Origin of the sequence: Trichocoleus sp. FACHB-90 (genome assembly GCF_014695505.1) — a bacterium.
GTDB lineage: Bacteria > Cyanobacteriota > Cyanobacteriia > Cyanobacteriales > FACHB-T130 > Funiculus > Funiculus sociatus.
The window spans coordinates 45,360-63,085 of sequence record NZ_JACJOK010000090.1; the positions used below are offsets into that span (position 1 = coordinate 45,360).

At 46.6% G+C, this 17,726-nt stretch carries 12 protein-coding genes; 5 read left to right on the forward strand and 7 right to left on the reverse strand.

Annotation, left to right across the window (positions count from 1 at the left end; translation table 11 throughout):
* Positions 1–295: 295 nt before the first annotated feature.
* Positions 296–4,084, forward strand: a complete 3,789-nt coding sequence (locus H6F74_RS26815) for a plasmid replication protein, CyRepA1 family (RefSeq protein WP_190445161.1) — start codon at positions 296–298, stop codon at positions 4,082–4,084.
* A gap of 4 nt (positions 4,085–4,088) precedes the next feature.
* Here the strand turns inward: H6F74_RS26815 and H6F74_RS30270 are convergent, their stop codons facing one another.
* Positions 4,089–4,355, reverse strand: a complete 267-nt coding sequence (locus H6F74_RS30270) for a hypothetical protein (RefSeq protein WP_242022529.1) — start codon at positions 4,353–4,355, stop codon at positions 4,089–4,091.
* A gap of 10 nt (positions 4,356–4,365) precedes the next feature.
* Complete coding sequence (locus H6F74_RS30275) at positions 4,366–4,551, reverse strand: transposase family protein (protein ID WP_242022532.1); 186 nt, start codon at positions 4,549–4,551, stop codon at positions 4,366–4,368.
* A 232-nt stretch (positions 4,552–4,783) separates the two neighbouring features.
* Between H6F74_RS30275 and H6F74_RS26825 the strand changes: the two genes are divergently transcribed.
* The 4 genes from H6F74_RS26825 (at position 4,784) to H6F74_RS26840 (ending at position 6,193) form a co-directional block, all read left to right on the forward strand.
* Positions 4,784–5,188, forward strand: coding sequence for a hypothetical protein (locus H6F74_RS26825; protein ID WP_206756359.1), 405 nt, complete (start codon positions 4,784–4,786; stop codon positions 5,186–5,188).
* Positions 5,172–5,546: a hypothetical protein gene (locus H6F74_RS26830; RefSeq protein ID WP_190445163.1), complete on the forward strand. Its 375-nt coding sequence runs from the start codon at positions 5,172–5,174 to the stop codon at positions 5,544–5,546. Before H6F74_RS26825 ends, H6F74_RS26830 begins: the two co-directional genes overlap by 17 nt.
* A gap of 277 nt (positions 5,547–5,823) precedes the next feature.
* Positions 5,824–5,985 carry a hypothetical protein gene (locus H6F74_RS26835; protein WP_190445164.1) on the forward strand — a complete coding sequence of 54 codons (162 nt, stop codon included), beginning with the start codon at positions 5,824–5,826 and terminating at the stop codon, positions 5,983–5,985.
* A gap of 52 nt (positions 5,986–6,037) precedes the next feature.
* On the forward strand, positions 6,038–6,193 hold the full coding sequence (locus H6F74_RS26840) for a hypothetical protein (RefSeq protein ID WP_190445165.1): 156 nt from the start codon (positions 6,038–6,040) through the stop codon (positions 6,191–6,193).
* A gap of 285 nt (positions 6,194–6,478) precedes the next feature.
* Here the strand turns inward: H6F74_RS26840 and H6F74_RS26845 are convergent, their stop codons facing one another.
* Genes H6F74_RS26845 through H6F74_RS26865 form a run of 5 tightly spaced genes read right to left on the reverse strand, consistent with a single transcriptional unit; the run spans position 6,479 to position 17,669 of the window.
* A complete protein-coding gene (locus H6F74_RS26845) occupies positions 6,479–7,504 on the reverse strand; it encodes a DNA cytosine methyltransferase (RefSeq protein ID WP_190445166.1) in 1,026 nt (341 codons plus the stop codon).
* Positions 7,505–7,516: 12 nt separating this feature from the next.
* The gene (locus tag H6F74_RS26850) at positions 7,517–8,782 is read right to left on the reverse strand and encodes a PD-(D/E)XK nuclease family protein (RefSeq protein ID WP_190445167.1); all 1,266 of its coding nucleotides are present in this window, start codon (positions 8,780–8,782) and stop codon (positions 7,517–7,519) included.
* Positions 8,712–14,591: a DEAD/DEAH box helicase gene (locus H6F74_RS26855; RefSeq protein ID WP_190445168.1), complete on the reverse strand. Its 5,880-nt coding sequence runs from the start codon at positions 14,589–14,591 to the stop codon at positions 8,712–8,714. Before H6F74_RS26855 ends, H6F74_RS26850 begins: the two co-directional genes overlap by 71 nt.
* A gap of 11 nt (positions 14,592–14,602) precedes the next feature.
* The gene (locus H6F74_RS26860) at positions 14,603–15,613 is read right to left on the reverse strand and encodes a hypothetical protein (protein WP_190445169.1); all 1,011 of its coding nucleotides are present in this window, start codon (positions 15,611–15,613) and stop codon (positions 14,603–14,605) included.
* The gene (locus tag H6F74_RS26865; protein ID WP_190445170.1) at positions 15,600–17,669 is read right to left on the reverse strand and encodes a hypothetical protein; all 2,070 of its coding nucleotides are present in this window, start codon (positions 17,667–17,669) and stop codon (positions 15,600–15,602) included. The genes H6F74_RS26860 and H6F74_RS26865 overlap by 14 nt, the downstream gene beginning before the upstream one ends.
* Between the last annotated feature and the right edge of the window lie 57 nt (positions 17,670–17,726).

The window sequence follows — 17,726 nt, forward strand, 5'->3', positions numbered from 1 at the left end:
CGCTTTTTATCTTGGCGGATAGTCGTTCTCTATCGCACTGGCTGAAACGCGGTTTTAGTGGTCTTCGATGCCTTGTAGCTATAAATTGGCATTTGTAGCTACAAATTGGCTTTGGGTAATTACCATCTAGCTTATCTCGAAATCCAAAGCCAGCGCAACACGCACGCGCCACCACAAACCGCACGACTTTGGCTCCTACAAACCCCACACTGTAAGGAGTTTAGCTCGTGCCACTACAAATATTGGAGTTATTAAAGCGCGTGTGCCGCTGTCAACCTCACTTAGAGGTGGCAGCATGAGTCAATTTAAACTCTTTAAGCGCGGTAGCTGCCCCATCTGTAACGGTCTTCGGAAAGACTGCCGTGAGAACGCCCACACCCAGATCGTCCACTGTCGAGCTGATGTTGTTTCAGCGCCCCTTTACCGCTTCATCAAGCAAGACACCTGGGGCTTCAATATGTGGGCTGTTGACCGAGGACAAGATTCTTGGAACGAGCAAGAGTGGGAAACCCACCGTCGTCAGATAGCAGCCGAACGAGAGCGACGACTGCAACAAGAAGCCAAACACTTTGCTTCTCTGCTTGATGTTGAAGAGCGAGATCGCCAAATCCGCAAGCTTCACCAACAGCTAGGGCTGAGTACAAAACATCGGCAAAAGTTACGCGACCGAGGGCTAACAGATGCCCAAATTGACGCGGGGTTGTTCTTCAGCATTGCACCTTGGCAAGAAATCAGCGGCATCAATGCGAGACTCGCTGGGGTGGATTTGTGGGGTAAAAAGCTGCTGATTCCTGCTTCTGGCATTGGATGCCCCGTAAGGGATGAATTAGGGCGTTTAATCGGCTTCCAAACCCGCTTTGATGATGCCACTGATAGCAAGTACAAGTGGCCCACCAGCCGCACAGCCAAGCGTCCAAACGGTGCCACTTCTCACCTGCCAAATGGAGAGTTACCCATCAGCTGCTGCCGTCCCGCCACGACGGGCGAGATGGGCAGAAGTTACCTCACCACCTCATCCCCCTGCTCAACTCAAAGCATCGGGTTAGCAGAAGGCTTCCTCAAATCCTACATCGCCGCCCAAAAGCTCAATTGTGTGGTTTTGGGTGCCGCTGGGGGGAACTTTACCGCCAGCCATCAACAGCTAAAAGAAATTCTTGAGAAACTAAGAGCTGAACTCAGCACTCACACAGTTAACTTGTACCCAGACGCGGGAGCCGTTGCCAACCCTGCTGTGATGCGGCAATATCAGCTGACGATTGAGTTAGTGCAATCTTTGGGTTATGAAGTACAGGTAGCTTGGTGGGGTCAGCTGACCAAAGAATCGCCTGACATTGACGAGCTAGAAGACCTGGGAGCGATCGCTATCATTACCCCAGAGGAATTTTTAGCTAAAAGCCAATGCCAGAGACAATCCAGCATCAATCTTCCATTGGAAAACGCTCCACAGAGCGAACCCGACCCTGAAGAATACGCCGCCTATGTGCAGCGGGAAGCGGCAGAGGAAGCCCTAGAAGCCGCACAAGCAGCCGAAGGAGAACAGCAAAGGAAGGAGCAGTACGAGCAGCGCCTAGCAGCCGTACAAGCCCAACTGAGCGCTCTATCTTATCCACCGACACTTTCCCTCAACCAGCGTTACTTAGGGAAAGACATTTGGAACAAGTTACCCAACCTCAAAGGTTCTATCTGTGGCATCAAGAGTCCCAAAAACACTGGGAAAACTTGGGCATTAATCCCCCTTGTAGAAGCAGCCAAGAGAAGAGAACAGAAAGTCTTGTTGATTTACCATCGGCGGATTTTAGGACGTGAAGGTTGCCTGAAAGTCGGTGCGGACTACATTGACGACATCGGTGTAACTGGCAATTATGCGCTGTCTATTGAACTCTTGGGGCATAATCCCACCTTGGGGCTTTGCTTTGACTCCCTGTGGAAATTAGATCCCTCTGACTGGGAAGGAGCAACTCTAATTCTTGATGAAGTCGAGCAATCCTTAAATCACCTGATGATGTCTACTACCTGTGAAGAGAAGCGGGGACTACTTCAACTAAAGTTTGCCAAAATCATCGAAACCGTACTGTCCACCGGAGGACAAATTATCGCCTTAGATGCCGATTTAACCGATTTGTCGCTCAACTACATCAAAGCCTTTGCTCCAGATACTACGCCAGTGCATTTAGTTTTAAATACTGTACTCGCTCCATCTTGGAAGGTGCGATTCTCTACGAATGCTATGAAATCAGGCACCGAAGCCGCAATCATTCACTCTGTGTCCGCAGGTGAGAAAATTGCTGTAGCGGTGGATTCCCAAAAAGAAGCGGAAGCATTAGAGCGCGACATTCTCAATTCTTACCCTAATGTGAAAGTGCTGCGGATTGACCGCAAGACATCAGAACATGAATTAATCAAGGATTTTGTCAAGCGTCCTAACGAGGGCTTGCAGGCGCTTGAACCACAGGTCTTAATCTACACTCCCACAATGGGAACTGGTGTCAGCATCGACGTTCCCTATTTTGATGTAGTGGTGGGAATGTTCTTCGGACGCATTACCGACACTGAAGCACGGCAGATGCTGGGACGAGTGCGAGCGCCTATCCCGCGGCTGGTATGGTGTAAGAAGTTTGCCTCTGACTCTGGCGTGAGTACATCGCTACTTCCCAATGTAGTTAAGCGTACCTGCCACCAGTTCCACAAAAGCACCTCTCGGATAGTCAATTTGGCAGCGGCACTAATTGAAGCTGAGGTTGACGCTGTTGAATTGTTTGAAACAGCGGCAGCACTCTTGAAAGGGAATAACTTTAATTGCTCTCATTTTGATATGTGGGCATCTTTGCAAGCGCGGCGTAATGGCTCTTTGACGAATCTTCAAGAGAGGTTAATCGCAGGGCTAAAAGCCGAAGGGCATGATGTTGAAGTGGTTAATATCGGTCAATCAAAGGAAACAGCTCATACCATCAAAGGGATTAAGGAGGAATTAGAGTGGGAAGAGGCGACAGCACTCGCCACTGCCAAGGACATTCCCTTAGAGGAAGCCAAGCGAATTCTTAAGACTGACCGCTCTACTGAGGAGCAACGCTTTCAGGCTCGTAAAGCTGTCTTGAAAGACAGATTACCAGGAATTGAGCTGACACCGGAGTTTGTTTACAAAGCAGCAATCGCCGAACATGGTCAATGGTTGCGTACTGTCAAGCTTTACTGGAGTTGTCTCAATCCCGATAAAGTGGCTCTGTTGGATAAAAAGACTTGGTTTTATCATTTAGCGAAGATTCTACCCTTCCTGCCAGACATCCGTACTTACAGCTTGCAAGTGAAGGTATTGCGAGATTTGGAACTTTTAGACTTAATCGAAACTGGGGAGGTGTTGTCAAATTCTCATCCCCAGGTGCAAGCAATCGCACAAAGGGCATTTAAAGACAGACGCCGAATCAAAACTGCCCTCAACCTGACAATCAAGCTGAGAAAGCCGGGAGACGCCAAGAGCAAAGGGCAGACCCCTATGCAAATTGTCAGCCGCTTGCTGGAAAGGCTTGGGGTGGAACTTGAGCAACTGGGATACGACCACAAGCAGGAAGAATGGCTTTATGGGATTAACGAGGAATTTTGGCACGACAGCGACCGCAATGGGGTGTTACGGGCGCTGGATGAGAAATACGCAGATTTAACGGCTCAAGTGTCTGCTGCGTCTAATGTTCGGGCGGAGGAGACAGAAGCAAGCGATCGCTCGGCGCTTTATATAAATAATATGGAACGAGGCGATCTACCACAAAGCCATATAGACCAGGCAGTCCAGACCTCAGACAATGCAGTTTTTGTTTCGATGAGAGCGGTTGAGGAATTTGGCCAATTTGAGCCAGAAGACGGATATCACATCTCGATTAAAACCTGTGTTCAATTGCTTCAGGATGCTGTTGAGAAAGGCATTGATGCCATCAAATCCCTATTTAAGCCCTGGCGCTCAGAGAGACGGTGGGGAGCTGTGCTATTGCTGGAAAGGCTTTCAGAGGAAGCTTTTAGGCGGTTAGAGCAGATGTCTCCGGATTTCTATAACTGGCTCGATGAGTCCTTTTTGCCGGTAGAAGGGGCAGGATAGCGATCTACGGAACGGAGTAACCCACTCCAATAATAGACATCTTGCATGAATCAATCTTCATCCCCAAATTTGATGGGGCTTTCCGAGTAACCATCTGTGTAAATCTCGTGTACCCTACGGGAAGGCTTACGTCTACATCTGTGTAATAACCTTGGTGTTTTTTTGGGCGCTCAATTGGACTTTCAGTTACATCGACGACCACGACGCTCCAAGTGTAAGCATTTTGGTACAGTTGCTTTTTACCAGGCAGTCGGAACTTGCCAGATTGCATTAATAAGGTTTCAACCTTCTTTCCTCAAGCGACATACCGCAGATTCTCTGATTTCCCAACTGGTTGCAATGTGAAATTGAGTACGATACTCCCGCCAATACTCCAACACTAGAAGTAATTGGTCTTCGACACTCAACTTTGCCTGCCCACCTCGTTTGCCGGTGCGGTCTAACTGAGGGTGCAACACTTCTACCATTTGCTCAAACGTTTCACGCTCTCACGCCACACCTGCGTTTGAAAGCACTAAGTTTAAGGAATTTGAGTTGCTCGTAGGTCATTGCTAATCTTCCTTAACCCACTTCTAACTGTCTTTTTCCTATTCACGCAAGAGGTCTATTGGCTTGAATGCACCGCATGACGAACAATTGGGAGTATTATCAAGAATGTCGTACTGAAAAAATCCGAAACAGCCGATTTTTGAGTGGTTGTTGAGCGAGTTGAAAGCGAAATATGGAATTCGTCAGGATTTAGCGCAGCAGTGGCTAGAGAAGAATCAACTGTTGCCACTGTTGGATGGGTTGGATGAGGTGGCACCTCATCATCAAAAAGACTGTGCCGTGGCGCTCAATGCCTGGTTGACGGGGGAATTGGCACAGCACCCCTGTGGTGTACTGATTTGCTGTAGGCGGGAAGAGTTTGAGAAAGTGGTGCGTCAGTCGTTGAACCTGTACGGGGCGATTTATTTACAGGCATTAACTGCTGAGCAAATTGAGGACTATTTTGCTCAGTTTGAGTTGCAGGATGTATGGCAGACGGTGCAGCAGGATGAGGCGTTGCAGGAGTTGCTGACAACGCCATTGTTTTTGTCGATGTTTGGTGCAGAAGCAGGGTAAGTTTTCTCTCTCTGGTTGGCGATCGCGCACCACCTCTGAGTACAAAATTGAGTATTTGCTCAATACCTATTGGGATGCCACAATTACCCGCGAACTGATTATTGACCCTAATCAGAAGCAGCGAAGCATCCTCAGCAAAACCTACGGCAAAAAGTCACCACCAACGCCCGAATCCGTCCAACGAGCGCTTGTCTTTGCTGCAAAAATGCTCAATCGCGAATCTAGAACGGAACTGTTGATCGAAAAGATGCAGCCAACTGCACTTATCACTCGGCAGCAAAAATGGGCATATCAGCTGATTTACGGGCTAATGGCCGGGGTGATGGTCAAGCTGATTTTTGGGCTAATTTTGGGCTGATTGGAGGGCTAATTGTCGGACTGATTTACGGGCTGAAGGCAGATATCCAAACTCGCACTGAACCCAATTAGGGTATAAAAAACTCAGTAAAAAATATGGTCATTGTCAGCGCAATTGCCTTGGTGGCAGCATTGCCCCTCAAACTCCTCCTCAAATATCTTCTTGCCAGCGTCGTTGATTCCAAACTCCTTCCGGGAATCGTCCCAAGTCTCTAGTTATTTTAATTTGGTTCAGTTTTCAGCTATCTGGTGGGGAAGCCTTAAGCAAACACCTCGCCTTGCGCCTTATCCTTGCTTGGAATCGCTACGCTCCTTGGCGCTACGACCTTCTGCTTAACTACTACTGCACCGAACGCCTCTTATTGCAGCGCGTTGGAGGTCGCTATCGCTTCATGCACAAGTTGCTGCAAGACCACTTCGCCAAAATGGATTTGAGGTGAAAGGAGGTTATAGAAAACCTGAAAGTAGTGATCGCATTTCTTCTTTTCTCAAATGCGATCGCTCATTCCTTACCTCCCAACTTTGACTGCATCACTTGCGACGCTTCAATTTACTGCTGTAACTGCTGGATGCGATCGCCTTTTGTCGCATGAGTGTGATCGCATCGTTTCTAACGCCTCAATCTTGTTTCTCACCCTAACTATTTAGATGGTGGCAAACAGTAAGAATGCGAGTCTTTAACGATGTAGATTCATCTGCCGCTGTTCCTGAGAAATCCAGTAGGGTTTTTAGGTTTTGGTTCCAATTAGACCCAAAATATAAAAAAATGCGAGGAGAAGGAGATGAGGCAGATTGTTGAGGAATCCCTTGCGGAGCATCTCAAATCTTGAACGATTCATAGAGATGTTTCAACATTTAGATGTCTACATGTTTAGAGGCTTAAAAATCTCAATGTTTAAACCCTTGTGTGATCACCAAGCTTATAGTCCAGCTTCAGGTGGTGCTAAAGTTTTTCTCATAGCCCATTTGTACCATTAAAGCTTTGGCCAAAGCTGCTGCTACTGGAGGGGGTACGGCCTCTGAAACAAGTCGTATCTGGCTTTGTAGCGTACCTTTGAGAACGTAGCTGTCTGGAAAGCCTTGGAGTCGCATAGCCTCCAAAACGCTTAGCCTGCGGTGGCAATTAGGGTGTATATGGACTTCCATGTGTCCATATGCAACAGTATAGCTAGGCTTATCCCAAGCAAGGACACGGAAGCTTCTACCTGGGGTTTGACCAGTTTTCAGATTGCCATTTTGAAACTTAGAAGACCGAGGAACCATGCACCAGTGATTGGGGTGGTATGGTATATCATCTTCACTCAAGCCACGGGAAAACCAGATTGGTTCAGGTAAATCATTAAATACATCCCAAACGGTTTTCATCTGTTGATGAATACTCTCGGGAAACTCAAATTTAAAGGATGGATATTTTTTCTTATTGACTCCTACTACAAAGACTCTAGGTCTTACCTGTGCTACTCCAAACTTCTGAGCATCCAATACTCCTTCAAATATATTAAATCCAGCCTTTTCAAAAAGGCTATTGAATTTATAAAACTTGGCAATATGCTTCTTATTTTTTAAGCTGGGTACATTTTCAAAAACAAAAAAATCAATGTTAAAAAAATTGTTTATTTTGTCTAAAATTCTAGCATAATCCTTTGGCAAATTATGTCTTTTATCTAACTCATTTTGATAGGAGTTACTAATAGAAAAAGACTGACATGGAGGTCCACCAATAATGCCGATTGGTGAGGATTCAGAACGACATTTCCATTCATTTATAATTTTCGATACTTCTATTGCAGAGAGATCGGCTATGAGGGCTTCAGATTCGGGATGATTGTGTCGATGTGTACAAACACACGCCTCATCTTTATCGTAGGCTAGTTTAATTGTGAAGCCTGCGTTTTTAAAGCCTTGATCCATACCTCCTGGGCCACAGAACAAGCTAATAAGACCTAGTTGATTAGTCACGTACAATTCCACTTACGACCCACATTCGTTTTGCTCTCTAGGTGAAAATCTATAGACAACTGTTGAAAACTTCTCCAAGAAGGCACCTGTAGAACCATTACCTAGTAGATTATAAAGTGCTACCTGGTCACCTGTCTGAATGATTTGTAGAGCAGGGTGGCGAGCAGGATTTGGGTCTAAACCTCGAATATTTATACTTTTATTTGGGTAATTGCTCAATTCAAGATTAAGATTGAGCTTACCGTTTCCTAAATTTTGAATTTTAATGACGCTTCCCCAAACATCACGAGGCCATCCACAACTATCAGAAATATTTCGGATTTGCTGATAGGCTTTGCAAGCAGGTCTAAAAGAACAAAATCGACAGTTATTTGGGGTAGGCAAGGCCAGCAAATCTATGTTCGCCACTGTTGAATCAAACTGAGAGATTTCTGCAATTTTTCTGTTGACTTGGTATAGGGATGCAACAACCTTATTTAGTAACTCTGTACACTCCGATGGATTGAAAGAAATAGTTATATTTTCTCCCTGAAGGGGAATGATTTCTAATCGCACAGGCCATTGACCAAAGGTAGTTTCATACAAGGCAGCGTACAACTTAAGCTGTACCTGGTATCCCTGCTTAACTTTCAGTTCTCCAGTTAGTTCATCCTTGTGCATGACATAGCCACTTTTATAGTCACGCAGAATAAGTCCTTCCTCAGTTTCCCTTACATGGTCAATTGACCCGCCAATTAGCCCATCATTTGACTGTACCCACAACTCAAACCTGTCTGTTGATCCATTCTCAGCACTGCCATGAAAAGTGGAGGCGGCCTGTGCAATTTCTTCAGCTCTGCGACAAGCCCGTATTTTTCTAACTTCGTAGTCTGGAATAGCCTTCTTCAGTGGTACTAGAGATTTTTCTAGCCACGATGCTTGCATTTCTCGCTCAACCTGCTCAACTAACAAAGTCCATACAGACTCCACCTCTTGAGCAGTACCTTCACCAAGCTGCCCTTTACCCGCCAGTTCCAATAGTTTATGAATGGCAGTCCCTAATTTGGCAACTGGCGAGGCAGGGAGTAGCAATGGCTGTCTGTTTGCTGTCCAGACTTCACGCAAAGCACATTCTCCTAGAGATACAAATCGGCTAGGCGAGATACGCTTTAAAGGGTGAATAGGTAGAGTTCTAGGTAATATGCCAGGTTGAACCATTACTTTATTTCTATAACTGCTGATATAGCCAGCTTGGTCGTCGGAGGATATTGAAGGTGTCCAAGTATCGAATCTGGGCATCTGCCTCTAGCGTTGCACGAGCTGCCGCCAGTAATCCAGAAGGGTTATCCCGATTCCATAAAGGATGAATGATGATGACTCTGCGATCGCTAATCTCAACACCTGGCAGAGGCCCAAACTCCCTTGGAATGCACGCCTCGAAAGATTGGCAAAAATTGTTGCGTAGGGCAGTAGCTGTCTCTAACCAGCCATCTAGCTCTGGGGCTGAAAAATCTCCGTCCAAACCACACTGAAATTCATTAGTGGCAAGAACTCTAAGTAAAGAAAGCCCTAATCTCCAATCGAGCAATCCGTGATAGGTCATATTGCGATATTGCCGCAAGCAGTCATAACAGGCAGAGTCGCAGCTGTGACGATGCTCCGTCCCCATTAGCGCTCCCGCAAATGTGTTGGAGCCTGGTTCGGCATTCACAAGATCGTTAACAAGCACATCTTGCCAGTGTTCGGCAAGCCAAGCGGTGAAACCAGATCCATTGGGAAGATAATCGTTGATCACGATTTCTCCTACCCTTAGCCCATTATCAATTTCAACCTGACGTACACCACTTACGTCTAGTTCTTCAGGATCGATATCTAACCGCTCGGCAGCAACTCGACGCAAAATAAATGCCGCCGAGTAGAAGGCAGCTTTAATCGCTGCCCCATGTGTGATAGGGTCGAGGCGCAGACCGTCTGGTATAGCAGCAGGTCTGATACATAAAACACCTGTAGTTTTCGGTGAAACAATAGCAAGTTCTTCAGTCGTTCCCTGCCTGGTGAAGTTTATCCCATCATTATTTTGAAATCGCTCATCAATCCACTGACTATTTAACTGCAACCTACCATTTGGGCGAGAAGCTGTTCCTATAGCACCACGGAATAACCGACCTGCGTTGTCATTAATCCGAAAGACAGTGCCAAGAGGGGAAAATGAAATGAGTGAATTTGTTCCATCAACTATCTCTGGCTCTGGAGAATTGGATGCAGCTACACTTCCAGTCCCTGTAATGACAAACTCGCTATCATCTCTTGTGTCTGCTCCCTGACCAAGGTCTGTCCGAAAAGCAGAAGGCACTGCAAAACGGAAAACTCGAAATCCTTCGGCTTCGACAGCCCCACAGTTGGGACACAACTGATTGTCTGGGCTATCATCAAAAGTTTCAGTACGTTGACAGCGACCACACCTTAACATCCACCTACGTTGTGATAATGGACGGTTGTTGGCGGGTACTACTCCATTCTGGGTGAAAAGCAAAGGTGCAGTAAAACCAATTGAAGTGTAAATCCTCTTATCTTTAGTTTTTTCGCTGCCTGGTGCAAATTCGGTAACAGCCAAGTCTAAATCTCGATCTATGGAGTTAAACTCTCTGTTTCGGTAATTCAATCCGTGATACAACAGACGTACTCTTGAAGGCATCCCGTACATTGGTAATACTCCGCCCTCAGCAAGACGTTCAGCGAACCCTTCCCCTGTTAATTCTGGATTGGTGGCACAATCTTGGATTCTCTGGAACAGCGTATTGCGAACCCAATCTACAAATTCAATACTGTCAATTCCTTCAACACCAACGAGTAGGTCATTCACTATACCAGCTACCTGATTCGAGGTTTCTAGCCAATTACGCACTGCGTTGACGCGATCGCCAGTTTGGTTAATCCAGTCTACTGTTGTGCCAAACTCTCCGTGACTATCTGGTGGTATTGGGCTATCCCACCACCGTATGCCAGCCTCTCTAAAGGCTTGTCGCAAACATTCCTTCGCCACCAACCGCTGTGCAATATCTCGCTGAGACATAGAGAGGAAGGGAACTGGTGGTCTATCGCCTGTAATCCTTTCCGGGTGCTGATAATAGAATTCATCATGACTTCGCCCTCGACAGAGAGTGAGAGCAATTGCAAAAGCCTGCCCCCGACGACCTGCCCGACCCACTCGCTGCTGGTAGTTGAAACGCATAGGGGGCATATTTGCTAAAACAACAGTACGCAAACTACCAATGTCAATCCCCACTTCCATTGTGGTAGTGACGCTTAGTACATCGATTTGATCTACTTCAGGGATGAATTCTCGTTCCTGATTGCCAACATTGACTACGATATTGCGGAAGTGCCGTTGTCTCTCAGCCTGATCGTCTGTTTGCCCCGTCAGTTCTTCGCAGTGAAGTCTAATTGGTTGTCTTCTCTCAACGGCAGACTCTCTGGCAAAGTAGTTCCGCTCACATAAATCTTCACAGCTTCCATTTGATGCTGTTGGTAAAGCTGTAAGGCAGTTAGTGCAAATCCCACCAGCACGATGCAGGTGTGGTCGCGTACAAGAATCACACATCCATATAGGATCGGTGGGAAGCGCAACTCGAACTTCGAGATTTCGAGGAGTAAGGATTAGATCGTGATGTCCTCCTTGTTGGCAAATAGCTGACCACAATGCTTCACGGAGGTCATTTTCTGAAAGTCCATGCCGTGCTGCACAGTCTCCAACATAATTACGCAATCGCGCTCGTGCTGAGTTCCAGTCAATCCAAGAATCTACTCGAAACAGTGGCCTCACTTGCGGGTATCGGTACAGATCTCCCAGAATACGCAAGCAGCCATTACAAATTTCTGCAAATACTGAAGAGTCAACACCACACTGAGTTGCTAAATTATCTAGCGTGTTGGGTTGCAAATTCAGATGAACATAGCCTAAACCAGCAGACTCAAAACCAAAGTACAGGCGACTAAAAAGGGCATCACAAATTTCTTCTCTAATTTTAGGACGCAGAGTTTCTCTAACTCTTTCCCTTGCCTCCTGAGATAAATCATTTCGCATACCTGCGTTGGCAGCAGTGAAGTCAAATAACTTTGTCCAATGATGCCAATTACCATCATACTTATACTCTTGAAATTGAATATCATTACCTGCCGGATTAATTCCTAAAATCTTCAAGCGCTGTATAAATAATCCTAGCTCTTGATCTTCACCTTCAAACAGGACTCTTAAAGGTACTACGCGGGTGTTATTTCTTTGTTGAATTTCGTTCAGTACCGCTTGGGCGTTGTCTCTTTGCTGCTGTAATACTTGCAATGCTAGATCGGGCAGTCCTGCTGGAATTGGTAGGTTAGCTAAATTTATCTGCTCCTGCAATTGTTCAACAGCATTAGAGTGACGTTGTGCAAATCGTATTGCTTCTGGACAAGTAGGTTGACCGTGAGTTTGAAGATCCTGTAACAGTCGGGGTTGGTCAATGGCTATTCGACCGAGTTCGTCAGCGATCGCCTCGCGGACTAAATCAAGGTAATGAGTTCTCTCTATTCCATTAGAGATTGAAGCGGCATCCTCACGACTATCAGAGAAAACAACTAGCTTGCGGTCTTGTTCGGGAAGTTGATAAAACAACTCCTTAGAAAGCAGTTGGCTTACTCTGGAAAAGCCAGTACGAAATCCCCTAATGGGTGATGGTCTCCGCCGTCTAGTGTAGTCTGCACCGCAATTCGGGCACACTGCTGGCAAAGCTTTGAAGTTTCCTTGATTATCAGGTTGTTCCTGTGGCAAGTGAAACAAATAGCCTGATACCCATGAACCCAATGGTGCAACCGGAGCGTGATTACCAAAGAGGACTTGACCACCGCGGCTATCCAAAGTGGCTTGTGTCCATCGAGCTTGCGCTCCCCTTCTAACTTGCTCTGAGATTGGGGGTTGTGTCCAACACTGTGCATCTGGATGAAGAGGGTTTCCCTGGGAAGGCCAAAATACAGCGTAAGCTTCATAGGTTCTCCGCTCTACAAAGCGGGCGGCTTGCTTATCAGGAATTCCTTCAATATCTGGATCGGTGGGTAGTAATTCAAAACCATTGTTATCTTCTAAAACTTGACGGCTACCGCCCAAACATACAGTCCCACACTGTTCACAGTAGAGAAGCTCTAAGACTCGATATCTTTCTTCTTGGTTTCCGTAAAGAATCGGAGGATTTTCTGGGAACAGCCTGCCAACTGGCCGCTCCTCACTGCTTTCATCACCATGACAGTCGTAGTTTGGCATGGTGCAAGCCCAAAGACCTTCTATATTTCGGAAAAACCAATGCATCCTAAAGCGAGGTAGGGAGGCCGGGTGTTCGCCCGCATCACATAGGCTTCGGGCAATTAGCAAACCTCTTGTCGCTTGTCGGAGCGTACTGTCATCTAATTCATTACCAAAAATCCCCCAAGCAAACGGTTCGATGCCTTGAGATAATTGGTCATCTGTTGATTCAAACAGAGGTACTGCACGAGTTTGTCCTGAACTATCAGTGCAAGCATTCAGCATTCTGGCTGCGATTGCTGCACTTTCAGATTCAAGTGCAAGACGTAATTCCTCCGCCGGCTCTACTGCATTGTTACTGTAGCCCAAGCTCGCAGCAATCTGATGACAAGCATTATTAAGGTCATCTTCACTTGCCGACTCCTGTGCTGCTGCTAAAGCAGTGAATGGTTCGCTGGGTAAGTAGTCTATACCGTCAAGAGGTGGAATTGGCTCAAGGTCTCCAGTAATAATTTGTTCTGGACTCCACTCTGAGCCAAAAAAATCGGATAAAAATTCTAAACTTTCAGGATCTTCAGGATCTAAAGATGCACTTGAAGCAAGAATTCTTAACTTAGGATGACCTGGGTGAAGTTCCAGGCGATTAAGTAGTAAACGGAATAGGTAAGCGACTTCTGTACCAACTGTGCCCCGATATAAGTGCAGTTCATCTAAAATCAAATGGAAAACACTGCCTTCCTTCTTTAACCATTCCCGTGTTCTTTCAAAGATGGGTTCATCCACTTCCCTCATCAGCATGATACTCAACATACTGTTGTTAGTAATTAAGATATCTGGTGGTGCATTTTGCATATCCCAGCGCGATCGCATTTCAGCACCATCTAGACGAGGAAAAAAGAACATTAACTCCCTTTGCAAATCCTGGGCTTTTTGAAATGCTTCATCTGGGCTATCACCTTTTTGTATAAATCTCTCATACTCCCTATTAGAGTGTTCTGCGATGGCTTGCACAGATTGCTCCATCTTTTGCATTGCCTCGACAAGTTCATCTATCTTGTCTGTATTAGGATTTCCATGTTGGTTATATTCATGCCCCGGAACAGAGGTTGTGCCGTTATATCTCCCAAAGTAGATCCGGTTGCCATTTCTCCTGTCCTGAAACCACTGCCGTGCTTCTTGAGAATCTAAAGCTCGGCGGAGTCTAGTCAGTTGATCCTCTACCAAAGCATTCATAGGGTAGAGAATTAACGCCCGAACAGCAGCATCGCGAGTTTCATGCTCTCTTTGAGGTACGCGATAAGAGCGCTGCATTCGACGGTTTTGATTTACCCTTGGATTACATTGGTCTCGCCATTCCTCATTGTCGGAACGCCACCAGGTATTGAGATGATCTGGCTCTGCTCCGGGAGCATCCCAGTTTCTTGATTCCTTGGCAAGATAGGCAAATAGCGGCAACAGGAAAGATTCAGTTTTACCCGAACCAGTACCAGCTGTAACCACTACATTCTGGCCATTTAATGCCCTACGGAGCATTTCGATTTGGTGTTGATATAGTGAGAAGTTGCCGACAAGCCCACATAAAGCTAATTCTTTAAAATCTTCGAGTTCAGCTTCACTTAATCCTGGAGTGTCGCTAATCTCTAATTCATTAATAGGTTTGTCGGTTTGGTAGCGTGATAATGGCTCAATCCAAGGATCTTGATAAAAAACACCAGGTTCACGCAATCGCCTTTCTCTTTCTATCTCAATTGTTGGAAATTGAGTTCCAAATGCTGTTTGAATGTAGAGGAGAAGGTTGTCACGGATTTTGTCAAAAGCGCCAATTGGGTCGTTCATAGGTTATTTGTTTAAAAATTAATATCTAGAGATTGCAGTAAAAGGGACTGACCTAACCTAGCGGCGGTCATTTCTGCTATCTGAGGTGGAATATCTCGGAATAAGTTAAAGCCTGATGTTTTTTGGTTAAGACGCGGCATACTCTTTGTAGGAACAAACGTCGCTGCGTAGCCGGAACATAAGACTAAAGCCCTCTCGAATAGTCGCGGCAGTGGGACACTAGCTGGTACTGCCATTGTGAAGCGGCGTTCATCATAGACAAGTACACTCAATCCAGTCAATTTTAAAACAACATACCGCCCCCAATCGCCGTCAATCTGCGTACATAGACTGTCTTTCCAGAGAAATTGAACTGGGACGTTCCGTACTGGATTGGTATATTTGCTGAGTCGGATGCCTGTTGCTGCGTTTTGCGGCTCACGAAACTGCAAGGAGGTGGAGTCAAAATCTTTGCGTTTCAAGTTCAGCTCTGGTCTTGCGACCCATTGGCGGGTGGCTAGGTAATCATCAAGAGAAGCAGCAAAATGTAGAAGCGACCAAGCCCCAGGCTGCTTATCGAAGGATATCCCAAGCGAGTCTGCCAGCATTACCAGTTCCTCTGTTGATTCAGCTTGAACAGCCACTCGCACTGGCACAAAGACTAATTCGTTAGGTTGTTCGCTGACATGAAGGTTTATATGGCTTCCAATCACCTTGCAGGCTTCTGACAATTTGTGGATTGATTGAGGCGATCGCGCTCCCGCTAATATGGCTTGAGGAAAGCCAGCACACGGTAATCGTACCAAGACTGGAGGAGCTGCATAAACTTTATTGCCCTCCTCACTAAAGTCGAAGTCACAATGACCGAGAGCATCGAGGGCACGAACCGTTTGGAACCTCTTGTAGTTAATTCCATTTAAATCTCCGGCAGCGGGAGCAACCTTAAGGGTGTACAGATAATTGAATACCTCTTTGAAAGATACCCAAGGCATTTCCTTCTTAGCAGAGATGACGTAGAGCAGTTGGTCACTATCCCTTGACACGCTCTGCCTCCTTTTGGAATTTATTCCATAATGGGCGTAGGCGATCATCTATAGGTAGTGAAGTCTTCTTTCGCCAATGCCACAATATTTCTTTCCATTGCCGCAATTTCCTTTTATCCTTGCACTTTGATTGCCTAGGTTCTGATTCCAGCAAGCTAATGCCACAAAACATGGCTTGGCGACGACGACCAGTAGCAACAGCCCAAACAGGTGTCCAATCTGTTGGCAGCGGCTCGCTTGGCCAGCAGGCAACCTGTCCGGGTTCCCTGCCCACAAAGAAAATCCGTTGCTTTCCTTGGACTGGAAGCCAAGTGTTGAAGTTAAAGGGAGGTGGTTTCTCCCCGAATACTAACGCGCCAGCAACGCCCACCGTACTGTTGTCCAGTTCCAAAAAACGGTGCCCAAAGCGGTCAAACCGTTTTTCTAGGCTTCGGTCTGGCCAGGAAAAATCTTCTACTAAGAACAGAGAACGACACCTAACAACATCCTCACCAATACGTGCTTCAATCTCAATTTTTGTCCCAGTTGGAGCATGGTCAGGCAGTTCATAAATACCTTCTGCCTGACTGCAATCTAGAGGTGTACTATTGCAACACACTCGTATTGAATCGTTGCCACCAGTAAGAACCAGTTTAGGTGGGGCGAACTTGAAGAATTGATTGCCTCTGGAAATCCGTATTCCACCCTCCAAATCAAACCGAACAGTGGTCGGAAGCGATAGGATAGGGTATTCATATTTGACTAAATCATCGCTATACGCAGCAGCTACGTGAAAAAAATGCCACCCGTGCGGTAAACCTGCTATGATTGGCAGCTTTTCAAATCCCTTACAGCTGGATTCTCCCCACTTTTCTAGCAACTGACAGCAATCTTGCCGTGCGGCAAGGTAAAAGCGTGATGCGCTAGGCAACTGCCGCACTTCTACTAGCCCTGGTAGCCCAAATCCTGCCCCGTCTATGAAAATTCGGATGAGGGACTGTGGCAACCTAAAACACCACCGCTGGTCAGGAGATTGCAAACATAAACCTTCTGACCAATCAAAATGAGAGGCGTTAATCTGGCCACCTATACAGGCTTGGCAGGCAAGGTCTGTACACCGGATAGGCTCTGACCAGCCCATGACGTACTCTTCACAACGGAAGGAGCCAGAATAGCCATCTAGAACCAGGCTCAAGCCGTCTTCAGGAAATTCCTGCTTAGTGCTGCAACGCAGCGTCATGTTTGCACGCCCAGCAATTCGGTTGAGTTGACAGCACAATCTCAAAGCGCCGTAAACTTGGGTGTTTGGGCCGGAGGGCATGGGAGCAGCGGTGCCATCCCAGTCCCTCAACTCATCCACAATCCTTTCGAGCAAGGCATCACGCAGCGGTTTGTCGCTGTTGCTGCTTTCCTCCAATAAGCGCAGTGTCCGGGACCTAAGCTGCTGATGTCCGTACCGAGCTAGCAAGAGCGCGAGTACCCGTCCAGACGGAGCGGAAGTTGGATCTAAGCCAGCTGTAGCAAAAATAACGGGGAGCGTATGCCGCTCTTCCTCGGTCAGAAAGGTTTGTGCGAGCGGTCTGCCAACGTGAATCCAACTTCCAGCAATGTCACTCTTGAATATGCCCAGTTCACCAGATTTATCCTCATTCGACCACCGCTCTAAATCATCCCAAAGTTTCCGCATCTGGTCGAAGTAACGATACTGTCCAGAAGTGGGGTCTTCACCCAGTAATTTCCGCAGGCGGGGATAGTACGCATTAGCCGAAAATTCTCCTTCTCTACCAGCGGCGAGGACAAATAGCGCCAAGTAGCCGATGTACAGGGGATAACCTCGCCGTCTGCATCGGTAAGTCCAGTGTTCCATGCTGTCCAAGGCTTTCTGACAGATGCCCTTCCCTCTTCTCTCAAAAAGACCAATCTTGACTGCCTTAATAAAATCTTGAAAGTCAGCACTGCTACCTTGGCCAAGCTCCGCTATTAGCTTCTCAGTGACGTACAGATAAACTGTGCGCCCAGCCATTTCAGGCCGGAAGAAATGAGATGCAATTAAATCATTCCAGATTAAGTAATCCATTTATTCATCTAAACGCCCCCCAATACTCATCTGCATTATGGCGCTGGCTGAGGAGAT

Excerpts from the sequence above, each read along its gene's own strand:
- H6F74_RS26815 (WP_190445161.1), top strand. The coding sequence starts at position 296 with ATGAGTCAATTTAAACTCTTTAAGCGCGGTAGCTGCCCCATCTGTAAC.
- H6F74_RS26865 (WP_190445170.1), bottom strand. The coding sequence starts at position 17,669 with ATGGATTACTTAATCTGGAATGATTTAATTGCATCTCATTTCTTCCGG.
- H6F74_RS26850 (WP_190445167.1), bottom strand. The coding sequence starts at position 8,782 with ATGCCCAGATTCGATACTTGGACACCTTCAATATCCTCCGACGACCAA.
- H6F74_RS30275 (WP_242022532.1), bottom strand. The coding sequence starts at position 4,551 with ATGGTAGAAGTGTTGCACCCTCAGTTAGACCGCACCGGCAAACGAGGT.
- H6F74_RS26855 (WP_190445168.1), bottom strand. The coding sequence starts at position 14,591 with ATGAACGACCCAATTGGCGCTTTTGACAAAATCCGTGACAACCTTCTC.
- H6F74_RS30270 (WP_242022529.1), bottom strand. The coding sequence starts at position 4,355 with ATGCAATCTGGCAAGTTCCGACTGCCTGGTAAAAAGCAACTGTACCAA.
- H6F74_RS26840 (WP_190445165.1), top strand. The coding sequence starts at position 6,038 with ATGCGATCGCTCATTCCTTACCTCCCAACTTTGACTGCATCACTTGCG.